The organism is Coriobacteriaceae bacterium, from assembly GCA_025757745.1.
Taxonomy (GTDB): Bacteria; Actinomycetota; Coriobacteriia; order Coriobacteriales; family Coriobacteriaceae; genus Collinsella.
In genome coordinates, this window is the sequence record CP107217.1 from 197,665 (window position 1) to 221,756 (window position 24,092).

Below are 24,092 nucleotides of genomic sequence, written 5' to 3' on the forward strand. Positions count from 1 at the left end.
ATGCAGATTTCGCTCATCCTTCCCCAAATCGTTGCGCTCGATGTTGTCTTTGCCCTGGCTGCGTGTCTGCAGACGATTCACGTCCCGCTCATCGCATCGCGCCGCTCGTCCTATAACCGTAAGGTGATTTGTGCCTACGAGGCGAGCCTTGTGCTTCACCTAGTTATTTCGGCGCTCATCTTGTTCGCGTCGTCTGGCTCATATCTGGTGGCGCCGCTTGACGTTTGCGCCAGGGCAATGGGCGGAGCGTTGTGGCTCAATGCCGTGATCTTTGCCTACGGCATGGTGCTTATGGTGCGCTATCGTCGCCCCGTCATGCTGGCCGAACTGTTGCTCGTTGCCGCCGTGACACCGCCGGTGGTGCTTGCCATGGGCTCGGCGTGGACCACGGTCCTTATCGCAGAGGGAGCGTTTTTCCTGTTCCGCTCCATTGCGGCGCTCTTGATGGATGTCCGCAACCGCCAGGAGGATATCACCGCGTTCTCGACGATCGAAACCATCAACGTGATTCCCGTGGGCATCCTGTATCTGGACCCGAGGGGCCGTCCGCTGCTCATGAACCGCTGCATGCGAAAAAACCTGGTGGAGCTTCATATGCCCACCGACCTAGGCGATATGAGCGGTACATGGAACGACCTGCGCAAGCTCAGCATGCAAATGCCCGAAGGCGGTAAGAACCGCGTGCGGATCAACCTGGACCGCTTTGGTGAGGCGCGTGCGGTGGTCGAGGTTTCTCCCGCCGAGATTCGCCTGTTTGTGTGCGATGACGTTATGGTCTCGGGCCGTTCGTTCGAGCGCATAATCGGTCTGGACGTGACAGAGTATGCGCATGCGCATGACCGTCTGGCGCAGGCCAACCACCTGCTTGAGCTTGCGGGCCAAGAGCTCCAGGCCCAGATCGAAGAAGTCAAAAAAGTTGCCGACAATGCGGCCTATCTGCGCATGCGCGCCCGCGTTCACGATGTGATCGGCCAGCGCCTATCAATCCTTCATCGCTATTTGGAGGAGGGGCGCTTGGACGACGAGTCGCTCGAGCAGATCGACCCGCTGCTGCGCTCAATCGCTGCCGATCTGCGCAGCGGGGGCGACACCGAACCGGCAGAGCAACTGGGCGATATCGTCCATGCTTTTGGCCTGGTGAGCGTGCAGATCGATGTTGAGGGTGCGCTGCCTGAGGACGCGCGTGTCGCCGCCGCCTTTTTGCAGATTATCCGCGAGGCCTCGACCAACGCCACCAAGCATGCGCAGGCGCATCGGGTCCATGTGCGCTTGTGGCAGGAGAGGACGGATGCTGACGCCGTCGCGCACATGACGATTTCTAACGACGGGTCCCCGGCCCCCGTATCGTATCGCGAGGGAACGGGAATCCCAGGTATGAGGCATGTCGCACAAGATCTGGGTGGCAGCCTAGAGGTCCACGCCGCCCCGCCCTTTACGCTTGCGGTGTCCATTCCGCTTAACGCCAACGACACGTCCCAAAGGAGAAGCTCATGATCCGCGTCCTTATAGTCGAAGACCAGGCCATTCTGCGCGAGAGCCTGGCACGCTCCGTTGGTGACCAGCCCGATATGACCGTCGTCGCCGCGATTGCCGCCGCCACCGAGGCCTTGGGCGTCGCACTCAGGGAGCGCCCGGACATGATACTGATGGACGTGTGCACCGAACACGATTCAAACGGCATCGTGGCGGCGGCGCGCATCAAGGAGCAGCTGCCCGAGTGTCGCATCATTATCATGACGGGCATGCCCGAGATCACCTTTGTCGATCAGGCTCGCGAGGCGGGCGTCGATAGCTTTGTGTACAAGAACGTCGGTATCGACGAGCTGTTCGCTGTGATGCGCTCCACGCTGGCGGGCTATTGCACGTTTCCCAAGCCGCCCGAGAGCATTTTTTCGGGCACGGCGGCCCTCGACGATGTCGAGCTATCGATTTTGCGCCTTGCCTGCGAGGGCAAAAGTCGTCGCGAGATCGCGGCCGAGCTGTTTATGAGCGAGGGCACCATCAAGCGCCGCATTTCGGAGATCCTGAGCAAGACTGGCTACGACAACATCATGCGTCTTGCCGTGCATGCGGTGACCGAAGGCAGTATCGTCCCCAATATGGAGCGCCCGTAGTCGGTGCGCCGCCCGTGCTCCAACGCCAAAGATAGGCCGCCCGCCGTTTCGCATCTAAAAACGGCGGGCGGCCTGCTTGTATGGGCAGTGCTGTCGGCATAAAGCGGCGGGGCCGCAGGATTATCTCCTGCGGTCCCGCCTGACATGTGCGCGGATGTGTCCGCCAATCCGCGGCTATCGGTGTCTGCCGTTACGCGATGGTTGCGCTGTAAGAGGCGACGTCCTCGTAGGAATCGGTCAGGTAGGCGTCGATGCCGATGGTCGTATTGACCAGGTCGTCAAGGCTGTCAAGCTCGCCGTTCGAGAACGTGAATTCCTCGGTGGCGTTGGTGCCGGGCATCAGGTGAGCCGAGAACCAGGGTTCCTTCATGGTGCCGTTGACGTTGGTCTTGCCGGAAGGAGCGTAGAAGGTCAGGTCCTTGTCGCTCTTGTTGGTGATGTTGACGACAAAGCCGATGTCGCCCCAGTCGTCCTTGAACTTCTCGGTGATGGTGATGGTGCACAGATCGTCATCGGCGACGGTGACGGCGGGGGAGATTTCGACGCTCTGGACATCGTCGTCTTCGACGGCCTCATCGATCTCATCTTCCTTCTCGGCCGCCTCGCGATCCTTCTTCACCGTACCGGACAGGTCCTTGTCGGACTTGGTGAAGATAAACTTGTCGCCGTCCACCTCCAGGACGAGCTTGTCGTCCTTGAGCTTCAGATCGTGCGATTCATCTTCGGCGGTGACGGTTGCGGTGGTGGCGTCCTTGGCCTCCCACTTAAGGTCGACAACCTCAAGGAACAGGTCGAGGGTGCCCGTGCCGTCCTCATCGAGGATCAGGATGCAGTTGACGCCCCACTCTTCGAGCATATCCATGTACTCATCGGTGAGCTCTTCGCCATCCAAGGTTCCACCCGAGTACTGCCAGCTGCCGACGAAGTTGGCCTTGGGGTCTTTGCCGCCGCCGCTGCAGCCCGTCAGGGCAAAGGCGAGCGCCAGGACGCATGTCAGAAATGCGAGTACGGACTTTTTGAACGTTGTCTTCATGGTGTCCTCCTTCTTGTGTGAAAGCCCATAGAAGCAAATGCGGGGGTGGCGGACCCCCCGCCAATTACCAGATAGAGGGGTTAGGGCCTGGGCGTTCCACAGTTGCTGCAGAACTTGCCACCGTTTTCGCTGCCGCAGTTGGGGCAGAACCACTTGGTCGGTGCCGGGGCGGGTGCGGGACTGCCACACTCGGGGCAGAACTTGCCGGTGTTGGTGGCACCGCAGCTGCAGGTCCACGTGCCGGCCGCGGGGGCAGCGGCAGGAGCCGGTGCGGGGGCGGGTGCCGGAGCTGGCTGTGGGGCAGCCTGCTGCTGTGCCTGGCCGGCGGCGAACAGCTGGCTGGCGTTCATGCCGCCCATGCCGCCCGCCATGCCCATGCCCATAAAGCCGGCCATCGCGCCGTTGGGGTTGGCGGCTGCCGCGCGCATCGCATCGCTCTGGGCGCTGGCGATGTTGGCGGCTGCCATGGTGGGATCGCGCATGACCGCGGCCTTCTGCAGGTCCTTGATCATCTGCTCGTCTTCTTGCGAGGCGGCGATGGAGTTGACGCCAAAGCTCACGATTTCGACGCCGCGCAGGTCGCGCCAGTCGGCCGAGAGGACCTCGTTGAGCGCGCGGGCGAGCTCGGTGGTGTGACCGGGGATGGCGCTGTAGCGAATGCCCATCTCCGAGATCTTGGCGAAGGCGGGCTGCAGGGCGGTGAGCAGCTCTGACTTAAGCTGGCTGTCGATCTTATCGCGCGTGTAGCTATCGGTCACGTTGCCGCACACGTTGGTGTAGAACAGCAGCGGGTTGGTGATGCGGTACGAATACTCGCCGTTGCAGCGAACGGAGATGTCGACGTCCAGGCCAATGTTGTTATCGACTACGCGGAAGGGCACGGGAGAGGCGGTGCCGTACTTGTTGCCGATGATCTCCTTGGTGTTGATGAAGTAGACGCGCTGGTCTTTGCCCGCGTCGCCGCCAAAGGTAAAGCGGCTGCCGATATTGGCAAAGGTTTCCTTGATGGAGTCGCCCAGGTTGCCGCTGAAGACGCTCGGCTCGCTGCCGGTGTCAAAGACGAACTCGCCGGGCTCCAGCGCGACCTCGATGATCTTGCCGTTTTGCACCACGAGCATGCCCTGGCCGTCGTTGACGGCGATGACGGAGCCGTTGGAGATGACGTTGTCCTCGCCGCGCGTGTTGGAGCTGCGGCCGCCGGTGCGCTTGCTGCCCTTGCAGGCCAAGACATCAGCGGGCATCGATTCGCAATAGATAAATTCCTTCCACTGGTCGGCCATGACGCCGCCGGCAGCTCCCAATCCAGCTTTCAAGAGTCCCATGGTGATCTTCCTTTCTCGTCAAAGGCCGGGTGGTATTGGTCAGAATGGCTAATCGTCCTTGTTGTCCTTCATGACAACGGTGGTCTCGGTGTGGCTGAAGGTGTCGTGCTTCTCGGTCAGGTCGAGGTCTCCGCAGTAGTAATCGGCGTGGGTGGCCTCGTTGGCTGTCTTGAGCTGGCCTACCAGCAGCACGTCCGCGATGATTACGATGATCAGCGGTGCGACGATGTTGATGAGGATGCCCTCGACATCGAAGGTGAGGTAGTCTGGATTGAAGGCGTTCTCACCCATGAAGAGGATCTGGGAGAGGACAAACCCGATCACAAAGAACAGCACCGAGGCGATGGCGAGCTTGGGCTTGGAACAGGGGAGCTCGCCGACCATGCGGCCGGTCTGGCCGTTCATAGCAAACAGGTAACTCTTGCCGTTCCACGAGGTAGAGAGCATCCACACGGGGAACAGGGCATAATCGTTTTCTTCCCAGGTGTAGTCGAGCTGCTTGCTTTCGACTGCGGCGTCGTCGTATTCGTCGACGACGGTCTCGCGCAGGGCCGAAATTGTACTTTCTTCCATACGACGCTCGGCGCGCGCCTTGCAGGTTTCGCAATCCTCGTCATAGCGGTTGGCGATGTAGCCGGGCATATACGCGACCGAAAACGGGCGCAGCGCGTCGTAGTCAAACGGCTCGATGGCGTCCATATGGCCGTCGGGCATCTTGGACGATCCGTCGACGGGCACGCGCTCAAACGAGATATTGCCCTTACGGTAGGCGTCGTAGTGGTCGGTGGTCGTGACGGTGCGGTCGGATTCCTCGGTTACAGTCTCGTTGGTCGCATCGAAGTGCACTTCGCCGTCCACGTGGGCACCGTAGAGCCAAAACGGCACGTAGACACCTTGGACTTCGTCGATGTGGTTGCCGGTGACAAAGCTCTTGGGCAGCAGGATCTTGCCCTTGTAGTGGTCTTTGAGCGCGGCCATGACATCGTCGCGTCCGAGCTTAAACGGAATCACCAGGTCGGGTGAGAAGTCGCCCGAGAGCTGGCCGGGTGCCACGGCAGAGTTGCCGCAGTATGGGCAGGTGGTAACGGCGACGGTGCCGTCCGAGACCAGCTCGGCACCGCACGATGAGCAGATGTAGCCGGCGTTTTGAGCCAGCTCCTGCACGGCATCGTCGACAGCAGGCTTGGGGGCCGCGGCTGCGGCATCGGCTTTGGCATCTGCCTTGTCCTGGCGCTCGCGATAGAGGGCCTCGACTTCTTCGACTTCAAAACGCGAATCGCAGTAGTCGCAGACGAGCTTTTGCTCGGCACTGGCAAAGTGAAGGGGACCGCCACACGCGGGGCACTGATAGTTGACGCTCTCAAAGGCCATGATCGGTCCTTTCCGTGCCGGAGGCTATGCGCCGATGGCGCCGCCGCAGTATTCGCAGCGCCCACTGGCATCGGGAATGGTGGTTGCGCCGCAGAAGGGGCAGGTGACCGCGGTCTTGGGGGCCTTGGCGGCCACGACGCTGTCGCGCGTTTCCTGGCGCAGCTGTACCAGCGCGTCGCGAACTTCGGTTGCCTGGCGCTTGGCCTCGCGGTATTCGATGGAACCGCGCTGATCGATGGTGGAGTCGTTCACGCGCAGGTTGATCTCGGTAAAGTACGGCGTGTTGACGTGGATGGTCAGATTAAAATCGTAATCCAGGTCGTAGCGCGGCGGGTTGTAGCTCTCACGCTCGCCGTCCTTGGTCTCGCGATAGATCTCGGTGCGATGCTCGTCGATATCCATATCGCAGCCGAGTACCTGTGAGAACTCGATGATGTCGGGATTGGCGTCGCGCCAGCGGCTCTGCGAAGTGATGATTAGCAGGCCCGCGTCCTCATCGAGCATGATGTTGGTGCGCCCGGCAGAGAGCGTGCGCGTGGGGTTGAACGAGGCCAGGCGATCGGCATTGGCCTCGCGGTAGGCGAGTTGCTCGCGGATATCGTCCGCGGTGCTGGAACGATAGCCGCCAAAGAAGGGGGAGAGCTTGCCGACGCACTCTTTGCACAGGTAGCCTTCGCTGATCTTGGTCTTCCCCAAAAGTCCCAGCTCGGTACCGCAAATCGCGCACTCTTTCTTCTCGAACATCTTGTCAAAGAAGCCCATGGCTGCCTCCCATCAACAGGTAGCGTGTGTCACTTTTGATGATGGGGGAGTGCGCGATCTTTCACGATACCCAGACGGCTCAAGGAGTCTCCACAACTGGGACACATGGCCCATTTTTGACTAGTCGCTGGGGACACTCTTCGGCCACTCATTGGGGACGTACGCTGCTGGGGCAGTTGGGGCGACGAGCCGATGATGTCGTGATGTGGGATGGACTGGCACTTGCTACCGACGATTTTGGTGAGGATTTTGCACCCGCATGTTCCGATTCCGCGCCCGTGGAGGCAGCGGAGTTCACGCCCGATGAGTGCCTCGATGCCTTCGTTGCCGCCTTTGGGCTTACAGAGCACGAGCGCGATATTCTTGAGGTCTTGGTCGTTTCGGACCAGAGCGTTCAGGACATCGCCGCAACGCTCTTCCTTTCGCGCTCAACGCTCTACCGTCACATTTCCTCGATCAACAAAAAGACCGGCACCACCTCACGTGTGGCCCTTATCAACTTCTTCTGGTCCTGGACGCCCAAGGACTAGCTAATCCTCCAATAAGTTGCGGTGGAATAGTCCCTAAATCAAAGTCATGGGGCTTTAAACAGGAACTATTCCACCGCAACTGCTGAGGGGACAGACTGCGGCAGCGGCAGAGGCGTTGGCAGCTGTGGTAGTGGCAACGGCATCTGGCAGGGTGTTTTCCGTCTGCTCGCTACAGCAGCTCGCCGTGGCGGGCAATGTAGCGGCGCTTTGCCAGCTGGGTGAGCGCGATATAGGCGGTAACGATGCCAATGAGCAGCCCAAAAAAGCTCGTGGGCAGCGTCATGAGGCCGAGCGCATCGGCGATGGGGCTTGCCGGCAGCCAGGTGACAAGCGCCAGGCCTAGCACGGTGAGAGCGCACAGTGCCGGCGCGGCGTGGTCACGTGGGCTCGGCAGATGCGGGGAGCGCAGCATGTGGACCACGAGTGTCTGCGACCACATGGACTCGACAAACCAGCCGCTCTGGAAGAGTGCAGCGAAGGTCGCCATACCCGCGACGTTGCCCGTCCCGGAGAGCTCGGACCAGCTTGCGCCCACGGTGGCGGGGCACACCACAAAGAAGAGCGCGGCGAAGGTCACGATGTCAAACAGCGAGCTCACAGGGCCCAGCTCGAGCATAAAGCCCTTGATGGACGCGGCGTCCCAGGCGCGCGGGCGGGCAGTCCAGGCGTCATCGACGGTGTCCCACGGCAGCGCGATGCACACGATCTCGTAGACCAGCGACAGCAGCACCAGCTGTAGGGCACTCATGGGCAAAAACGGCAAGAACAGGCTCGCGACGGTCACGGACAGCACGTTGCCAAAGTTGGAGCTCACTGTGGTCTTGAGGTACTTGAGCAGGTTGCCGTAGGTGCGGCGGCCTTCGATGATTCCGCGTTCGAGCACGCCCAGGTCCTTCTGAAGCAAGATGATATCGGCGGATTCCTTGGCAATGTCGACGGCCGAATCGACTGAGATGCCGCAATCGCTCGCACGCATGGCGGCGGCGTCGTTGATGCCGTCGCCCATAAAGCCCACGGTGTGGCCGAGTAGCTCGCGCATGACGCGCACCAGGCGCGCCTTCTGCAACGGCGAGAGCTTGGCGAAGAGGTGGGTTTTCTCGGCGCGCTCGGCAAGCTCGGCGTCGTCGAGCGCATCGATCTCGGAGCCGAGCAAGACGTTGCTCGCATCGATGCCGATCTGCGCGCAGACGGTGGCGGCGACGCGGTCGTTGTCGCCGGTCAGGACCTTGACCGCCACGCCCTTGGCCTCGAGGGTGGCGACGGCGCCCGCGGCACTTGCTTTGGGCGGATCGAGGAAGGCCAAAAAGCCCATCAGCACCATGTCGCATTCGTCGGCGATGCCAAACTCGCCCACGCAGCGCGGATCGGTCTTCTGTGCCACGGCAATCACACGCAGGCCCTCGGCGTTAAGATCGGCGACCTGCTTGCGAATCTGGGCGAGCTTGTCTTCGGCGAGCGGCCGGGCGATGCCATCGACCTCGACAAAGGAGCAGATCTCGAGCATTTCCTCGGCAGCTCCCTTGGTAACCATCTGGGTTTTGCCTTGGGAGTCGGCGACAACTACGCTCAGGCGACGGCGCGAGAAATCGAAGGGCACCTCGTCGACCTTGGTATAGCGGTCGCGCAGGCTCTGGCCCAGCATGGAATCGGGCACGACGGTCGAGGGCGTCACATCGGCACGGTCGATTACGGCCAGGTCGATAAGGTTTTTGAGGCCGGTCTGGAAGAAGCTGTTCAAAAACGCATGGCGCAGCACGCGCGCGTCCTCGTTGCCATCGGTGTTGAGGTAGCGCTCGAGCACGATGCGGTCTTCGGTGAGGGTGCCGGTCTTGTCGCAGCACAGGACGTCCATCGCGCCGAGGTTTTGAATCGCCGGCAGCTCCTTGACGATAACCTGGCGACGGGCGAGGTCCTTGGCGCCCTGCGACAGGCTTGTGGTCACGATGACGGGAAGCATCTGCGGCGTGATGCCCACGGCCACGCTCGTGGCGAACAGCAGCGCGTCGATGACGTTGCCCTTGGTGGCGGCGTTGATGGCAAAGACGGCCGGCGCCATAACGAGCATGAGGCGTACGAGCAGCATGGAGACGCTCGAGACGCCGTGGTCAAACGCGCTCTTCTCGCCGCGCCCGTTGAGCATCTTGGCGATGCCGCCCAGGTAGGTGTCCGAGCCGGTGGCAACGACAAGCGCCATGGCGGTGCCGTTTTGCACGGAGGTGCCGGTAAAGACGATGTTCTTGCAGGCAGAGAGCGGCAGCGCGGAGCCGTCGGCACCATCGACGACGGTGACGGCAGCGGTCTTCTCGACGGCCTCGCTCTCGCCGGTGAGTGCGGACTCGATCACAAACAGGTCGCGCGCGGTGATGACGCGGGCATCGGCCGGCACCATATCGCCGGCAGAGAGGCGGATCACATCGCCGGGGACGAGCTCGTCGAAGAGGATCTCGACGCGCTCGCCGTCGCGCAGGACGGTGCAAGTGTTGGAGACCAGGTCCTTGAGGGCCTCTGCCGCATTGCCGCTGCGGGCTTCCTGGATAAACTTCATACCGCCCGATACCAGCAGCATGATGCCGATGACGATGACCGTGGAGGGGTCGCGCTGCGGCTCGGGCACGGCGAGCACGTCGATGTAGAGTGAGACCAGCGCGAGCGCGGCGAGGATGCCGGCGAAGGGATCGATGAACGCGTCGGCGATGCGGCGGGCGAGCGTCTTGGTCGGCGCTTCGATGGTGTTGGGGCCGGCGGCATCCAGGCGCTCGGTTGCCTGCTCGGCGGTGAGGCCGTTTGCCGTGGCGTCAAGCAGTACGAGAGCGTCCTCGGCGCTATGGGTGGCGGCGAATATGGTGTTCTTGGACAGGCCGGTGCGAGCGGCAGGGCGCGCCGTGCGGCGGCGCTTGGAGATGGCTTCGAGAACCGTGGCGGTTTTGAGCATCAGCATAGGGTCCTCCTTGTTGAAGGGAGTTAGCGTACGTGTCGTATTGAGTTGCAAAAAACCTAGATGTCGCTCACGTCAAGCTCACGAACCACCACAAAGGGGGCAGGCACCTTTGTGGGGGGGGTTGACGATCTGCCGGTGGCGTTTATGCGTGTGCGGAGTCCTCGCGGCGTGCCGAGGGCGACATGCAGGTTTTTCGACTAGGACTGCCTTCCATGGCACACCTCCTAAAGGCTGAGCGCAGCGCGCTTTGGGTATCTCGTACCCCTTTTTAATCCGCCCGTATTCTTGATGAGGGGGTTTGACATGTCAACCCCATTGTTCGGAAAACCATTCCCTCTGACAAAGCCTTTACAGAATGCCGTGGCCCCAAAGCGCGCCCGCATCGACGCTTCGCCTGCGCTAAACTGGAAGGCACGTACGCGATTACGAGAGGAGCCCGCATGGAGGCTTACAAGCAAGAGTTCATCAAGTTTATGGTTGAGTCCGACGTCCTTAAGTTCGGCAGCTTTACGCTCAAGAGCGGCCGTCAGTCTCCGTTCTTTATGAATGCCGGCGCTTACGTGACGGGCTATCAGCTCAAGAAGCTGGGCGAGTATTACGCCCAGGCCATCCACGATAACTTTGGCGACGATTTTGACGTGCTGTTTGGGCCGGCCTACAAGGGCATTCCGCTGGCCGTCGTGACCGCAATTGCCTACCACGAGCTGTACGGCAAGGAGGTCAAGTACTGCTGCGACCGCAAGGAGGCCAAGGACCACGGCGCCGACAAGGGCAACCTGCTGGGCTATGAGCCCCAGGACGGCGATCGCGTGGTCATGGTCGAGGATGTCACCACCAGCGGCAAGTCCATCGACGAGACCTATCCCAAGGTTAAGGCTGCTGCCGACGTCGAAATCAAGGGCCTGATCGTGTCCCTCAACCGCATGGAGGTCGGCAAGGGCGGCGTGACCACCGCGCAGAAGGAGATCGAGGCCAAGTACGGTTTCCCCGTCGCGAGCATCGTTTCCATGGCCGAGGTCGTCGAGACCCTCTACAACCACGAGATCGATGGCAAGGTCGTCATCGATGACGAGCTCAAGGCCGCCATCGACGCCTACTACGAGCAGTACGGAGCACGCTAGTTACGGCGTTTTACCAAACGCCGTAACCGGCCGACGCTGCGCGCCGCCCAGGACGACAATTTGTCATTCAAAAGGCGAGGCATGACCAGAAGGTCTATGCCTCGCCTTTTTCATGCCAACTTGTTCGTCCTGGACGGCGCTCGCTGTCCGTCCTCTACCTGCGTCGTTGTCTCGCTTCGGATGGGTGGTCATTGGGGACGTTCTTAAATGACTAGTCAGAAATGAGCGTGGATAATCTCCCGGTTTTGGCCTGTGTGCGGGCTCAAAGTGGGAGATTATCCACGCTCGTTAGATATGCGTCCGAAAATCCACGCTCGTCGCTACTTAAGCCCCGGGAGGCGGGTGTAGGGAAACGAGTGCTCCAGGAATTCGGAGCAGCGGGCGTAGTCTTTGGCGAAGTAGCTGCTGTAGAGCGAATCGAGCACGTATTGCACGGCGATGTGGCTGGCGAACTGCGTGATGCGATGCGTCATACTCTCGTGGTCACTCACCGTGAGGTAGGCGGCAAAGCCAGGGTGAATGCGAGCGCAATAAGGCGTGCCGATGACGATGACCGGGACATGCCGGCTGCTGAGAATCGGCAAGATGTCCTTGAGGTTGGGGGCAAGGCCGCCGTAGGAGATGACGATTGCCGCATGGTCGGGACCCGAGGCGAGCGCCGTACGCACCTGGGCCTCAGCGCCGTCGTGGCACGTTGCGCTTTTGCCGGCGGAGAGCAGGCGGTCGCGGAACATTCCTGCTGGATAGAGGTTGTGCGAGCCCGTGTAGATGTCGACCTGTCGGGCGTTCGCGATGAGCTTGGCGGCGTGGTCAAGCTGCGTGGGGTCGAGCAGCTCCTGCGTTTCGGCCAGCGTGGTCTGGTAGAGCCCTTCCATGCGCTCCATAACCTGCAGGCGATACTCAGCTTATCGACCCGCGATGCAAAGGAGATACTCATCCCACGAGCACTACCGGGAAGGGCTTGCGATTCGAGCCCTCACCTTAGCAATTTGACCATTTGGCACTATAATCACCATAGGCATGCGCATAACGTTGCGCTTAATCAAGAGGAGAAAACATATGGGTCTGTTTGACATGTTTAAGAAGAAGACTGAGCCCGCGGCAGCTGCTGCTCCGGCCTCCATCTCTGCTTCTGCTGGCGCCGACGTGCTGTGCTCGCCTGTCAAGGGCAAGGTCATCAAGATGGCCGACGTGCCCGATCCCGTCTTTGGTGGCGAGGTTCTGGGCAAGGGTTGCGCTGTGTGGCCCGAGGACGACCTGGTCTACGCTCCCTGCGACGGCAAGGTGACCGTCACCATGGGTCACGCCGTGGGCCTGCAGTCCGATAGCGGCATCGAGGTTCTGGTGCACGTTGGCGTCGATACCGTCAACATGAACGGTGATGGCTTCGAGGGCTTCGTCAAGGCCGACGACGTTGTCAAAGCTGGTCAGCCCATACTCAAGATCGACCGCGCCAAGATCGCTGCCGCCGGTTACAAGGACTGCGTCGTCGTGGCCGTGTCCAACACCGCCGAGTTCGCTGACGTCGAGCTCGCCGTCGAGGCCGAGTCTGCCGCCGCCGCCGGTGACGCCATCGTTAAGGTCGTCCGCAAGTAGTCTGCGGCATCCAGAAGATGCGCAAGGGTGGTCGGGTTGTCCGGCCACCCTTTTTTAATAGGCTAAACAGGTGCATTTTATTGCAAGGGGCTTGCTTTACGGGCCATTCGTTCGTCAAATTGAGCCGCCTGCGCTTTTGCGACGCAGGGGGTTGGGCCGGGCCGCTAATATGGACTTGCTGTTACGACGTGCGCTGCGCAGGGAACGCGGCGCCGCTTGTTTGGAGGAATGTCATGAAAAAGAAGCTGCTGCTTGCGCCCCTGATGGCTGCCCTGGTCGCGTGCGTGGTTTTGCTTTCCGGCTGCGGAGGGCCTTCGGTGGAGGAGCTCATCACCAACGACCTTACGAGCCAGTTTGACGAGATCAAGAACGGCGGCGATGATTTCCTCTCCGGTCTGGAAGAGGCTTCGGGCGACGAGTTTGAGCAACTGGGCATCGATCCCAAGGAGTACGCCAAGAGCTATCTCGAGGGCTTTGATTACAAGATCGGCGATGTGACGGTCGATGAGGACAAGGGCACTGCGACCGCCGAGGTTACCATCACCTGCAAGTCCATGAATAAGATCGTCGAAGATTTCGCCACCCAGTATCAGGAGAAGGTCGCCGCACTCGATACGATGCCTTCCGAGGATGACCTGTACAAGATGGCCGGCCAGGTCATGGTCGACGTGACCAAGGCCGCTAAGACCAAGGACACCAAGGTCACCTTTAAATATTCCGCCAACGAGGATAACGAGTGGTCTGCCGACGATTCCGCAACCACCGAGATGATGAATGCGATGATGAGCTAGGGGGTTACGCGGTAGTTCGTTACGGCGTTTTACCAAACGCCGTAACTGCTCGACGCTGCGCGGGCACCAGAGCGACAACTTGTCATTCAAAGAGGACGGCATGACCAGAAGGTCTATGCCGTCCTCTTTTCATGCCAATTTGTTCGCTCTGGTGCCCGCTCGCTGTCCGTCCTCTACCTGCGACGCTGCCATCGCTGGAGTAGTCATTGGGAAGGTGGCAGTTGGGACGTTCCTTTTCTGCCGACAGTTGGGGACACTCCCTTGGTGCAGGGGGGCAGCTAAAAGAGCCCCGTCCCACATTAGCATCCCGTGGGAGGGATGAGCGGTTACTCGCCCAGGATCAGCGCCGCGAGCTCGTCCTGGGTGTCCACCACGTAGTCGGCGCCGGCGGCTTCCAGCTCTGCACGGCCGCGGAAGCCCCAGCTGACGCCCGCACTCTTAAGGCCAGCGTTGTGGCCGGTCAAAACATCGACATTGGAATCGCCCACATAGAGTGTGGTTGCCGGGTCGGCGCCTAGCTCTTTCATCACATGCAGCGTAACAGGCGCCTCGGGCTTGGGAGGAAACGCATCGACGCGGCCCTGCACCAGCGCAAAGCGCTCGGAACCAAAATACTTCTCGATAAGCGGAGCGGCCAAGACATGGTCCTTGTTAGTGAGCACGGCAAGCTGCACGCCCGCGGCGCGCAGGCGGTCGAGCATCTCGATCGTGCCGGCATAGGGAGCGGTGTGGTCCTCCTTGTGCTCGCCGTAATAAGCCCTAAACTCGGCAAGCGTCTGCTCAAACATGCGGCCGTCGCCCGCATACTCGGCGGGCATAAAGCGCTCAACCAGCTTGAGCATGCCGTTTCCCACCTTATAGCGGTATTCGTCAACGGCAAACGTGGGCCAGCCGTGCGTCTCGCAGGTATGGTTGCCGGCGGCCGCCAGGTCCTCGAGCGTGTTGAGGATGGTGCCGTCCAGGTCAAAGATCACATGGGAAAAAGCTGCTGCCATGGGTGCTCCTGCCGCTTGAGTTGTAAAACGCACCCCATGATACTGGGCATGCGTGCCGGGCATGTTTGGAATCTGAATATCTTTAATAGCCCTGAGCCTTTGTCGTTAGCAAATCCTCGGCAGCTGCTCTCCTACGAGCATGTCGAGGATGCGGGTCGAGCCCCAGCCGGTGCGTACGCGCACGGCGGGTCGAGCGTCCGATCCAAGCGGCAGCACGCGGCCGATAATCGCGGCATTCTCGCCGTAGCGGGCGGCGCGCATGGCGGCCAGTGCCGCATCTGCCTGCTCGGCCGGCACCACGGCAACCATCTTGCCCTCGTTTGCTACCTGCAGCACATCGTAGCCGAGCATCTCACATGCCGCCTGTACGTCAGGGCGCACGGGCACGGCATCTTCGTCGACCTCCATGGCAACATTGCTGGCCTGGGCAAACTCGTTGAGTGTGGACGCCAGGCCACCGCGCGTGGGGTCGCGGAAGCAGCGTGTGCCGGGTGCTGCGGCCAGCACATCGGCAATCAGGTGGTTGAGCGGCGCGGCATCGCTTTCGATGGTGCTCGAAAACGCCAAGCCCTCGCGTTGGCTCATGATGGCGATGCCGTGGTCGCCGAGTGTACCCGACACAAGGATGACATCGCCAGGCTGGCAGTTGGCGCCGCTGAGCGTCACGCCCGCGGGCACCTCGCCCACGCCGGCGGTATTGATGTAGACGCCGTCGGCCCCGCCGCGCTCGACCACCTTGGTGTCGCCGGTGATAATCTTCACACCCGCCTCGCGCGCCGTCTCGGCCATCGTCTGCACAATTTGGCGGAGCTTATCCATGGGATAGCCCTCTTCGAGGATAAAGCCGCACGACAGGTAGCGCACGTGGGCACCCGAGGTCGCGACGTCGTTGACGGTTCCGCACACGGCGAGGCGGCCGATATTGCCACCAGGGAAGAACTGCGGCGAGACCACAAAGCTATCGGTCGACATGGCGATGCGCCCGCTCGCGGGCAGCGCAGCGACGCCGGCATCGTTGCCCTCGAGCAGTTCGGGCGACCCAAAGGCATCCAAAAAGACCTCATCGATGATGCGTTTCATCATCTGGCCGCCAGAGCCGTGGCCCAACAGGACAGTGCTATCGGTGGCAGTACGGGACATATCGAAAACTCCAATCGAGGACGGAATTATATGGGTGAGGTGCAGCGTCGACCGGCCCGCCGTTCGTTAGAGCGGCAGAACCCATTAGCCTCGGTAGCGGAAATATGCTGCACAGCTGCCCTCGGAACTCACCATGCAGGGGCCGACGGGATGCTCGGGTGTACAAGCGTGGCCGAACAGAGGGCAGTCGCTCGGCGTAATGGCCCCGCGCAGCACGTCGCCGCAGCGGCACCCACGCGGCTCGACCGTCGTCTCAACGGGCACATCAAAGCGAGTGCGGGCATCAAAGCGCGAGAACTCGGGGCGGATGGAAAGGCCCGAGTTGGCAATCGGCCCCAGCCCGCGCCACGTGGTGTCGCATGGCTCAAACACCTGTTCGACCAGCTGGCGCGCCACGGGGTTGCCGTCTGCGTTGACGCCACGGCGGTAGGCGTTGTCGATCGCCGGCCTGTTCTCGACAACCATCTGGACCAGCATGCAGATGCCCTGCAGGATATCGACCGGTTCAAATCCCGTGACCACACCCGGGGTATTGAACTCGTCGACCAAAAAGCTAAAGGGCGCCAGGCCCGTGATGGTGGCGACGTGGCCCGGCAGGATAAAGCCGTCGATGGTCGTCTCGGGGTCGTTGGAGATCGCGCGCAGAGCCGGCGGCGTGGTCTTGTGGGCGCAATAGACCGAGAAGTTCTGGAGTCCGCGTGCATCGGCCTCCAAAATGGCGGCGGCGATGGTGGGCGTCGTGGTCTCAAAGCCGACGCCCATAAAGATGACCGGGCGATCGGGGTTGTGTTCGGCGATATCGAGTGCATCGAGCGGGGAGTAGACGATGCGGATGTCGCGTCCTGCCGCCTTTTGCGCAGCGAGCGAGGTGGACGATCCGGGCACGCGCATCATGTCGCCAAAGGTGGTGATGATGGCGCCGTCCATCTTGGCGAGCGCGATTGCATGGTCGATATCGCGGTTGGCGGTAACGCAGACGGGGCAACCCGGACCGCTCAGCAGTTTGAGCCCGGCAGGCATAATGGAGCGAAAGCCATAGCGCCCGATGCTCACGGTATGCGTGCCGCAGACTTCCATAAGGTTGATGCTGCGGTTGCCGACAAGCTCATGAATGCGATCGATGAGCTCGCGAGCCAGCTTGGGATCGCGGAATGCCGAAAAGTCGATACCGGAGCGAGCCGGCTGTCCGGCCGCCACTAGTAAGCCTCCGCTGGGTTGGTGGCCAGCTGGTCTTCTTCGACCAGTTCGGTCATGGTATTGACGAGCTCGAGTGTCTCTTGGGCTTCCTGCTCGTCGACAATCTGAATGCCAAAGCCGGCGTGCACGAGAATATAGTCGCCTACCTGTGCCGTCGGCACGAGGCGCAGCGAAACGGGGCGCTCGATGCCCATCATGTCGACGGTCGCCTTAAGGTCGTCGTCGCGTTTGACCACTTTACCGGGAACGGCAAGGCACATAATGTTCCCCTTTTATACGTTTTGCGCTGGATAGGCGCCTAATTACCCATCAGTTGATGGTAGCGCTCGCGGGAGTTACGAGCAAACGCGTTACACCTGTGAGACGGCGGCGCGCAGGCTGGCAAAACAGCCTATCACGATGCTGTCTGCGCGAGGCGAGCGCGAGCGATGGCGGCCTGACCGTAGGCGATGCAGCCGTCGTTGACGGGCACGGCGTGGGGGACCAAGACGGCAAGACCGGCGTCTTTGAGTTCGTGGGTAAGGAGCTGAAGCAAAAGCCGGTTCATGAACACGCCGCCCGAGAGCGCGACGGTATCGATGCCTTCGCGCGCGCAGATTTCGTGTGCGATTCGTGCCGAAGAGCGCGCGATGGCGATGTGGAACCCGAGCGCGAGCCTGCCGGCGGGCACGCCGGTCCTGATTCCCTCCAAAAGCGCCTCAAAAAGCGGTCTGGAGTTCAGAACATGGCAGTCGTCCGGACGGGATGATTCGGTTACGGAAAAGCTGGCCATATTGCCGGTAGGGCAGGCACTTTCACTGCTGAGCGCGCGCCAGGCGGCGGCTTCGAATTCTATGGCGGGTTCGCCCTCGTAGGTTGCCTTGTCGCAGATGCCCAGAATTGCTGCCGCGGCATCAAAGAGACGCCCCATGCTGCTGGTATGCGGGCTGTTGATGCCGCGCTCGATCATGGTGGCTGTCACGCTGCGCGTTTGCTCGTCGAGGCTGTCCAAAAGCCGAGCGGCGCCTGGGTGCTCGAGCAGGCCGAGCTCACTGAGCAGGGCAAAGGCGTTGCGGCGGGCGTCGCGCACGGAGGCCGCCCCGCCGGGGAGCGCCCAGGTGCGCAAATGCGCGGCGCGCTCAAAGCCGCCAAGGCTGGCAACAAGAAACTCGCCGCCCCAAATGGTCCCATCGGTACCGGCGCCGGTGCCGTCAAAGGCGATGCCAAGGACGCGCGCGTCGGTTGTAAGCTGGCCCGCGGCGATGGCCTCGGCCATTACGCTCGCGATATGCGCATGATGGTGCTGCACCTCGACGAGCGGCAGATTGCATTTTCGCGCCTGCTCGCGCGCCCACTGGCCCGATAGATAGCTGGGGTGTACATCGCAGGCCAAGGCGGCGGGCGCCAAGTCAAAGAGATCTTCCAAGCGCGTGCGCGCGGCGTTCCAGGCATCGAAGGTCCCGCCGTTTTCAACATCGCCGATATGCTGCGACACAAAACAGGTTGCCTCGCCGTTCGTCCCTTCGCGCGTGAGCGCAATCGTGGCCTTTTGCTGTGGGCCACAGGCGAGCACGCAAGGCGCGACGGCGTCGAGTGCCGGCAGCGCCAGCGGCTGCGGCGCATATCCGCGTGCGCGACGCACGGGCATGACGGTGCCGTCGATCACACGCACCACGGAATCATCGTAGCGCGAGAGGATCGCGCGGTCGTTGCCGAGTAGCGCGTCGGCAATGCCGGCGGCAACGAGGTGTTCCCATGCAAGGGCATCGTCGGTCTCGATGGGCTCTTCGCTCAGGTTTCCGCTGGTCATAACCAGCGCGTGCATGTCATGCGACGCGGCAGCTGCAAGCAGCAGATGCTGAAGCGGTGTATAGGGGAGCATGACGCCGAGCTCAGGTAGATCGTGCGCGACGGATGGCGCGAGTGTAAGGGCGTCGGGGGAATCTCCCTCGCCAGCAGCACGCCGGCGCAGCAGCACAATGGGACGAACGCTGCCGGCCAGCAGGTCGCGCTCAACGCTATCGATATGACACAGGCGCTCGGCGCCGTCCAGGCCGCGCACCATAACGGCAAGCGGCTTATTGCTACGGCGTTTGCGGCGGCGAAGCTCGGCTGCCGCCTGCTCGTTGGAGGCATCGCATGCCAAGTGAAATCCGCCCAGACCCTTGATGGCGACGATACCGCCGTCGGCCAGCAGCTCAACGCAGCGGTCGATAATGGCGTCGCTGGTCTCGAGCGTGGTGCCGACGGCCGGCGACGCGGCGGCTTCGCCCGGCTCATTGCCCACGCCCGTCTCACGCCATGTAATATGCGGCCCGCAATCAAAGCAGGCATCGGGCTGCGCGTGAAAACGCCGGTCGAGTGGGTCGGCATACTCCGCGGCGCACTTGGGACACATGGGAAAACAATCCATCGAGGTGGCCGCTCGATCGTAAGGCAGCGAGCGGATGATGGTAAAGCGCGGCCCGCAGTTAGTGCAGTTGATAAAGGGGTAGTGATAGCGTCGGTCGGCGGGATCGAACAACTCGCGCAGGCAATCGTCACAGGTAGCGATATCGGGCGAGACGAGCGTGGTATGAGCGGTCTGATCCTGCGATGCCACAATGCGAAAGCCCCGCTCATCGGCAGCGCTCCAGCCGCCAGACCCCAAATCCGCAACATCGACTCGCTCAACGCGAGCCGCCGCGGGCGCATGCTCAGAAAGCGCGGCAACAAAAGCATCGAGCGCATCGGCCGGAGCGTGCGCCTCGATATGCACGCCGTCGCCCGCATTGAGCACCCATCCGCAAATGCCATGCGCCATGGCCTCGCGATACACAAACGGTCGCATGCCAACGCCCTGCACAATGCCCGTCACATGAATATACACATGCCGCATGCGACACCCCTCATCAAAACCGACCAAAAAAGGACAGGTTTGTTTTGGTGGGTAAAACTTCTAAACCTGCCAAAACAAACCTGTCCCTTTATGGCAGGTGCGCTGTGGGAAATCCCGCTACAGCCCCAGGCTCTGCTTGGTGGCGGCGCACGTGAGCTCGCCGTGCTTAACGCCGCGCAGCCCCAGCAACCGGTCCGCTAGCTCGTAGACGCGTTTGCCGCGACCCTTGAGCGCCAGAATCTCCAGGCAGTTGTGGTGGTCCAGATGCACGTGCATGGTCGAGACGATCTCGTCGGTGTAGTCGTGCTGCACCTCGTCCAGACGGCGCGTCAGATCGCCGGTATGGTGGTCATAGATCATGGTGAGCGAACCGATGACCTGCTCGTCGGGCGTGCGCATCTGTTCCTTGGCGATCGAGGCGCGAATCAGATCGCGTACGGCCTCGGATCGGTTAGCCACGTCACCACGGCGCGCGATCTGCTCGTCAAAGCGGCGCAGCAGGTCGTCGGGCGCGGTGACCGAAAAGCGGACCAGCTCGGAGCTGGAGCCGCTGTAGCGGCAGCTCGCATCGTCGTCCGCACCGTGATCGTGCGCGTGCTCGTGCTCGGCCACGTTACACCAGTTTCACAGAGCCGACGGAGTTGTGATCTGCCTCGATGGCCTCCTCGTAGCCCTCGAGCGCATCGTGCGCCTCGTGCAGCGCAGACATGGCGGCCTCGAGCTTGGCGCCAATGCGCTCCATATCAAAGTTCTCGGTCGCATGCAGCAGCTGATGGCTCCACTCGTGAGCGAGCTCAATGGTGTCGTCGACCTGCTTGACGCTCATGGCAAGCTGGCTCATGTTCATTCCGACGTCATGCATAGGAATCTCCTTTTGTACGGGGCGATATGGTGGTTCAGATTCTACTACGCCCGCCTTGAGCGCCGCCGCATAAGAAAACGGGTGCGAGTCCGTCTGACCCGCACCCGTTCACTGGGGGCTGTTTGTAACTACCATACTATCCGTGGTCGCATGCCTTGCGTTTGGCACTCCGGTGAGCGGTGCGAAACCGCTCATGGACGGCAGACAAGTAACAAGCGTATTACAGATGTTTCTCCAGCAGTGCCTGAAGTCTTGCCTTGGGTAAGGCGCCAACCGAGCGGTCGACCTCCTCGCCGTTCTTAAAGACGATCAGCGTGGGGATGCTCATGACGCCAAACTTCATGGCCAGGTCCTGGTTGTCGTCGACGTTGCACTTGGCCACAGCCAACTTGCCGGCCAGCTCGTCGGCAACCTCGTCTACGATGGGCGAGAGCGAGCGGCAGGGGCCGCACCACGGGGCCCAAAAATCAACCAGTACGGGCAGGCTATCGTTGACGACAGCGCCGAAGTTCTCGGGGGTAATCTGCTTAATGTCAGCCATGGTGACCTCCATAATACGACGCGGCTCGGCCGCGTAAAACTCAGTACGACCGTGCTTATACCCAGCGGCCCGCAAAGCAACCACTCGCGGGCGGCTCTTTTATATAATGGTGGGCACGCAAACGATTGGAGAGCGCATGCCCACGTCACAAAGCCAGAAAAAAGAAGCCATCGCTCAGGCGACCGAGCAGGAGCTCGCGTCGCTTGCAGATCGCGGTGTGCGTATCGCGGGCAACGCGTGCTCGCCGATTGTGCTGGTCAAAGGCGATTTGGATGAAGCCGAGTGCTCGGGCGGCGAGCTGGCCGCCGGCGCGGATGGCGCCGCGTTGCGCAAGGCGCTCGGTGCCATCGGATATGCCCCCGAGGATTTTTGTGTGCTGGCAAGCGTCGCCGGCGCGGGCGACGGAGCGGTCGCGGCGGGCGAGGCCCTGACGTGCGACCTGTTCCGCGAGGCGCTGGAGACCTTGGACCCCGAGGCGGTGCTGCTGCTGGACAACAGTGCGGCCGATGTCATGCGCGAGACCTATGCCGATATGCTTGTGGCAATTGATGACTTTGACACCGCCATGCTCAAGCCCGGCCTGGTCGCCCATGTGCAGGGCCGCCGCGTGCTCGCGCTCGACGGCTTTGAGGCGGCACTCACCGACAAGGCCGCTAAGCAGCGCATGTGGGCCTACATCAAGCAGCTGACCCCGGCGGCCGCGCCGCTGTAGCGAGCCCGCGTCGACAAACGACCCCGAGCGGGCGAGCCGTACCCGCGGAACGCAAATCCGTCGCGCCCGCGCCCTTACATCACAGCGCGCAGCTCAAACCGATCGCCGTTAATGCGGAACTGGCAGTTGCCGTTCATACGCTCCACGGCAAGTTTGATGCTCTTGGTGCCAAAGCCGTGGCCCGCATGCTGGGTCACGGGCATGCCGTCGACCATGCGCGGCGCGCGGTCAAACGTGTTGGAGACTAACAGTAACAGCTGGCCGTCCTCAAGTCGCAGGTCAAGGTCGACGAATCGCTTTCCTTGGGGTGCGGCGCTTGCGGCGGTGATAGCGTTTTCCAAGGCATTTGAGAGCACGCTAAACAGGTCGGCGTCACCTACATGGATGGTTTCGGGTACGGCGGCGCGCAAGTTGGCGGTAATGCCGTTTCTATTGATATCCGAGTTAAATGATGAAAGCGCAATGTTTACGGTCTCGTTGGCGCAGAAGCGGCGTACGGCGGTGCGGTCGCCGGCTTCGCAGAGCTCGTCGATGCGTTTGAGCGCCTCGTCGGTGTGGCCCTCCTCAATTAAAGCGGCCAGGCCGCGTAGGAAGTGGCGCATATCGCGGCGAAGAATCGACAGCTCGCGCCCAGATTGACGCCAAGCCTCGAGTTCTTTGATGGCGGCGCTGTCGCGGGTTTCGAGCATCCAGCGCTCTCGCTCGGCGGTTTCCTTTTCTTCGTATTCGCGCAGGTAAACGGCAAGAAACATAAGATAGAAGGCACAGAGCGCAAATGCCAAAAACTCAACCGTCACCACCGAGCCCGAGTGGAACAGCGTGGTGTAGACGTTGGTGGCGTAGTCAAAGATGTAATAGACGAGCGGCAGGATGAGCAGAATCTCGAGCTCGGTGGGGGTTTTGACCGCCAGGCGCGGACCGATGTCGCTTGCCCAATGCAGCAGGATCGCAAAGACGACGGCCGTGGTGATAATGCGTGCCGCGTAGTACGCGATTTGCGAGTCGGTGGCGGCGAGCGCGGCGATGCCCATCCAGTTGCTGAACTGGCAGCTCAGATAAGCACTGGTGACGCCCAGCATAACGAGCAGCGGGCTCAGGCGATAGCGCGCGCACAGATAGATGACGAGCGGCAGATGCACGACGAGTGGATATACCTGACGGGCGAAAAGCTCGCCGCCGACGGCATTGGCGAGGCCGAATGCGCATCCGGTTACGGCGCCGACCATCACCAGCTCAAGCGCATGACGCCGGTTGATCTCGATACCGCAGAGCGCCGCCGAGGCAAAAACGCCAAAAAGCAGGGTTGTTGCGTGGTGAATTGCCCAAAGTACCATCTCGGCCGTGGGGAGCATTAGCGCCTCCCGCCCTCGAACCGTGCCGCAAAGTAGGCATCCTGGAAACCCTGCTTGCAGCTGCGCGCCAGCGGGATGCAAGCGCCCGAGCGCATGACGATATCCGTGCGGTTGAAGTGGTCGATATTGCGCAGGTTGACCTGGTAGCTACGGTGACATTTAAAGAAGCTTGCGTTTTTGGCTAGCTGGTCCTCGATGTTGCGGAACGGCTCAAGCGCCTCGATATCGCGCCCGTCGCGCAGGTGGAATACCACGTGCTTGTTGCGGGCCTCGGCATATTCGATATCGGACAGGCGCAGGGCGTGGTAGCCAAAGGACGTTTTGGTTACGAGCTCATCGGTCACGGCGGGTCGCATGCTCGAAAGCTCGTCGAGCAGTTGCGCCAGGCGTTCGTACGTTACGGGCTTGAGCAGGTAGTCGAAGGCACGGACCTCATAGGACTCCAGCGCGAACTCGGGCGATGAGGTGAGGAACACCAGTCGCACGGCGGTGTCAGATTGGCGCAGCTCCCGCGCGGTGTCCATGCCGTTGACGAGCGGCATGATCATGTCGAGCAGAATGATGTCGGCACGCGATGCGGCATGGCGGGCCAGCAGGTCCTCGCCGCGCGTGACGAGCGCAACGTCGACTGCCGTGCTCGTCTCGGTCGACCAGCGGTCGATCATCCGGTGCAGTCTATCTAGAAAAGCGACGTCGTCGTCGCAGGCGATAATCTTGAGCATTCGAGCCCCCTTAGTAGTTCGATTTTGCCACATTGGGTGCGCGCCGCCCGCGGAGGCGTGTTCCATTTGCGCCCCAAGGCGTGCAACTCGCGCCAAGCGGCAGGGCGTTAGAAAGTGCAGCAGCAAAATAATCCGT

Annotated in this window: 23 protein-coding genes; 7 read left to right on the forward strand and 16 right to left on the reverse strand. The window is 61.6% G+C overall.

The genetic code is table 11. The annotated features are described in order from the left end of the window. A complete protein-coding gene (locus tag OGM60_00765) occupies positions 1 to 1,494 on the forward strand; it encodes a hypothetical protein (GenBank protein UYI99353.1) in 1,494 nt (497 codons plus the stop codon). Further along, positions 1,491 to 2,114: a response regulator transcription factor gene (locus tag OGM60_00770; protein ID UYI99354.1), complete on the forward strand. Its 624-nt coding sequence runs from the start codon at positions 1,491 to 1,493 to the stop codon at positions 2,112 to 2,114. The genes OGM60_00765 and OGM60_00770 overlap by 4 nt, the downstream gene beginning before the upstream one ends. 190 nt (positions 2,115 to 2,304) lie before the next feature. Here OGM60_00770 and OGM60_00775 read toward each other — a convergent pair whose 3' ends face one another. The 4 genes from OGM60_00775 to OGM60_00790 form a co-directional block, all read right to left on the reverse strand. Then, positions 2,305 to 3,147 carry a hypothetical protein gene (locus OGM60_00775; GenBank protein ID UYI99355.1) on the reverse strand — a complete coding sequence of 281 codons (843 nt, stop codon included), beginning with the start codon at positions 3,145 to 3,147 and terminating at the stop codon, positions 2,305 to 2,307. A gap of 80 nt (positions 3,148 to 3,227) precedes the next feature. Beyond that, on the reverse strand, positions 3,228 to 4,469 hold the full coding sequence (locus tag OGM60_00780; GenBank protein ID UYI99356.1) for an SPFH domain-containing protein: 1,242 nt from the start codon (positions 4,467 to 4,469) through the stop codon (positions 3,228 to 3,230). Between the two features lie 48 nt (positions 4,470 to 4,517). Beyond that, entirely contained in the window at positions 4,518 to 5,840 is a 1,323-nt protein-coding gene (locus tag OGM60_00785) for a hypothetical protein (GenBank protein UYI99357.1), read from the reverse strand. Between the two features lie 24 nt (positions 5,841 to 5,864). Continuing rightward, the gene (locus tag OGM60_00790) at positions 5,865 to 6,602 is read right to left on the reverse strand and encodes a DUF4428 domain-containing protein (protein ID UYI99358.1); all 738 of its coding nucleotides are present in this window, start codon (positions 6,600 to 6,602) and stop codon (positions 5,865 to 5,867) included. A 203-nt stretch (positions 6,603 to 6,805) separates the two neighbouring features. On the opposite strand from OGM60_00790, the gene OGM60_00795 reads away from it, so the two are divergent. Continuing rightward, entirely contained in the window at positions 6,806 to 7,132 is a 327-nt protein-coding gene (locus OGM60_00795; protein UYI99359.1) for a helix-turn-helix transcriptional regulator, read from the forward strand. Between the two features lie 169 nt (positions 7,133 to 7,301). Here OGM60_00795 and mgtA read toward each other — a convergent pair whose 3' ends face one another. Beyond that, the gene (gene mgtA / locus OGM60_00800) at positions 7,302 to 10,070 is read right to left on the reverse strand and encodes a magnesium-translocating P-type ATPase (GenBank protein UYI99360.1); all 2,769 of its coding nucleotides are present in this window, start codon (positions 10,068 to 10,070) and stop codon (positions 7,302 to 7,304) included. Between the two features lie 440 nt (positions 10,071 to 10,510). On the opposite strand from mgtA, the gene pyrE reads away from it, so the two are divergent. Beyond that, complete coding sequence (gene pyrE / locus OGM60_00805; protein UYI99361.1) at positions 10,511 to 11,191, forward strand: orotate phosphoribosyltransferase; 681 nt, start codon at positions 10,511 to 10,513, stop codon at positions 11,189 to 11,191. A 320-nt stretch (positions 11,192 to 11,511) separates the two neighbouring features. Here the strand turns inward: pyrE and OGM60_00810 are convergent, their stop codons facing one another. Continuing rightward, positions 11,512 to 12,066, reverse strand: a complete 555-nt coding sequence (locus OGM60_00810; protein UYI99362.1) for an SIS domain-containing protein — start codon at positions 12,064 to 12,066, stop codon at positions 11,512 to 11,514. Between the two features lie 184 nt (positions 12,067 to 12,250). On the opposite strand from OGM60_00810, the gene OGM60_00815 reads away from it, so the two are divergent. Both OGM60_00815 and OGM60_00820 read left to right on the forward strand, forming a co-directional pair. Further along, complete coding sequence (locus tag OGM60_00815; GenBank protein UYI99363.1) at positions 12,251 to 12,787, forward strand: PTS glucose transporter subunit IIA; 537 nt, start codon at positions 12,251 to 12,253, stop codon at positions 12,785 to 12,787. A gap of 233 nt (positions 12,788 to 13,020) precedes the next feature. After that, on the forward strand, positions 13,021 to 13,578 hold the full coding sequence (locus OGM60_00820; protein ID UYI99364.1) for a hypothetical protein: 558 nt from the start codon (positions 13,021 to 13,023) through the stop codon (positions 13,576 to 13,578). 326 nt (positions 13,579 to 13,904) lie between these two features. Here OGM60_00820 and OGM60_00825 read toward each other — a convergent pair whose 3' ends face one another. The 8 genes from OGM60_00825 to trxA form a co-directional block, all read right to left on the reverse strand. Further along, positions 13,905 to 14,573, reverse strand: coding sequence for an HAD-IA family hydrolase (locus OGM60_00825; GenBank protein ID UYI99365.1), 669 nt, complete (start codon positions 14,571 to 14,573; stop codon positions 13,905 to 13,907). A gap of 105 nt (positions 14,574 to 14,678) precedes the next feature. Continuing rightward, complete coding sequence (hypE, locus tag OGM60_00830; protein UYI99366.1) at positions 14,679 to 15,713, reverse strand: hydrogenase expression/formation protein HypE; 1,035 nt, start codon at positions 15,711 to 15,713, stop codon at positions 14,679 to 14,681. A gap of 84 nt (positions 15,714 to 15,797) precedes the next feature. Beyond that, positions 15,798 to 16,910 (reverse strand): hydrogenase formation protein HypD, encoded by a 1,113-nt coding sequence (hypD, locus tag OGM60_00835; protein UYI99367.1) that lies wholly within the window; start codon positions 16,908 to 16,910, stop codon positions 15,798 to 15,800. Beyond that, positions 16,910 to 17,170, reverse strand: coding sequence for a HypC/HybG/HupF family hydrogenase formation chaperone (locus OGM60_00840; protein ID UYI99368.1), 261 nt, complete (start codon positions 17,168 to 17,170; stop codon positions 16,910 to 16,912). Before OGM60_00840 ends, hypD begins: the two co-directional genes overlap by 1 nt. Positions 17,171 to 17,304: 134 nt before the next feature. Next, the gene (gene hypF / locus OGM60_00845) at positions 17,305 to 19,767 is read right to left on the reverse strand and encodes a carbamoyltransferase HypF (GenBank protein UYI99369.1); all 2,463 of its coding nucleotides are present in this window, start codon (positions 19,765 to 19,767) and stop codon (positions 17,305 to 17,307) included. Between the two features lie 117 nt (positions 19,768 to 19,884). Continuing rightward, complete coding sequence (nikR, locus tag OGM60_00850) at positions 19,885 to 20,379, reverse strand: nickel-responsive transcriptional regulator NikR (protein UYI99370.1); 495 nt, start codon at positions 20,377 to 20,379, stop codon at positions 19,885 to 19,887. A gap of 1 nt (position 20,380) precedes the next feature. Continuing rightward, entirely contained in the window at positions 20,381 to 20,629 is a 249-nt protein-coding gene (locus tag OGM60_00855; GenBank protein ID UYI99371.1) for a hypothetical protein, read from the reverse strand. 220 nt (positions 20,630 to 20,849) lie between these two features. Then, positions 20,850 to 21,170 carry a thioredoxin gene (gene trxA, locus OGM60_00860; GenBank protein UYI99372.1) on the reverse strand — a complete coding sequence of 107 codons (321 nt, stop codon included), beginning with the start codon at positions 21,168 to 21,170 and terminating at the stop codon, positions 20,850 to 20,852. 136 nt (positions 21,171 to 21,306) lie between these two features. On the opposite strand from trxA, the gene OGM60_00865 reads away from it, so the two are divergent. Continuing rightward, on the forward strand, positions 21,307 to 21,882 hold the full coding sequence (locus tag OGM60_00865; GenBank protein UYI99373.1) for a hypothetical protein: 576 nt from the start codon (positions 21,307 to 21,309) through the stop codon (positions 21,880 to 21,882). 74 nt (positions 21,883 to 21,956) lie between these two features. Here OGM60_00865 and OGM60_00870 read toward each other — a convergent pair whose 3' ends face one another. Together OGM60_00870 and OGM60_00875 are read right to left on the reverse strand one after the other, a co-directional pair. Further along, positions 21,957 to 23,234 carry an ATP-binding protein gene (locus tag OGM60_00870; GenBank protein ID UYI99374.1) on the reverse strand — a complete coding sequence of 426 codons (1,278 nt, stop codon included), beginning with the start codon at positions 23,232 to 23,234 and terminating at the stop codon, positions 21,957 to 21,959. Next, a complete protein-coding gene (locus tag OGM60_00875; protein UYI99375.1) occupies positions 23,234 to 23,956 on the reverse strand; it encodes a LytTR family DNA-binding domain-containing protein in 723 nt (240 codons plus the stop codon). The genes OGM60_00870 and OGM60_00875 overlap by 1 nt, the downstream gene beginning before the upstream one ends. Between the last annotated feature and the right edge of the window lie 136 nt (positions 23,957 to 24,092).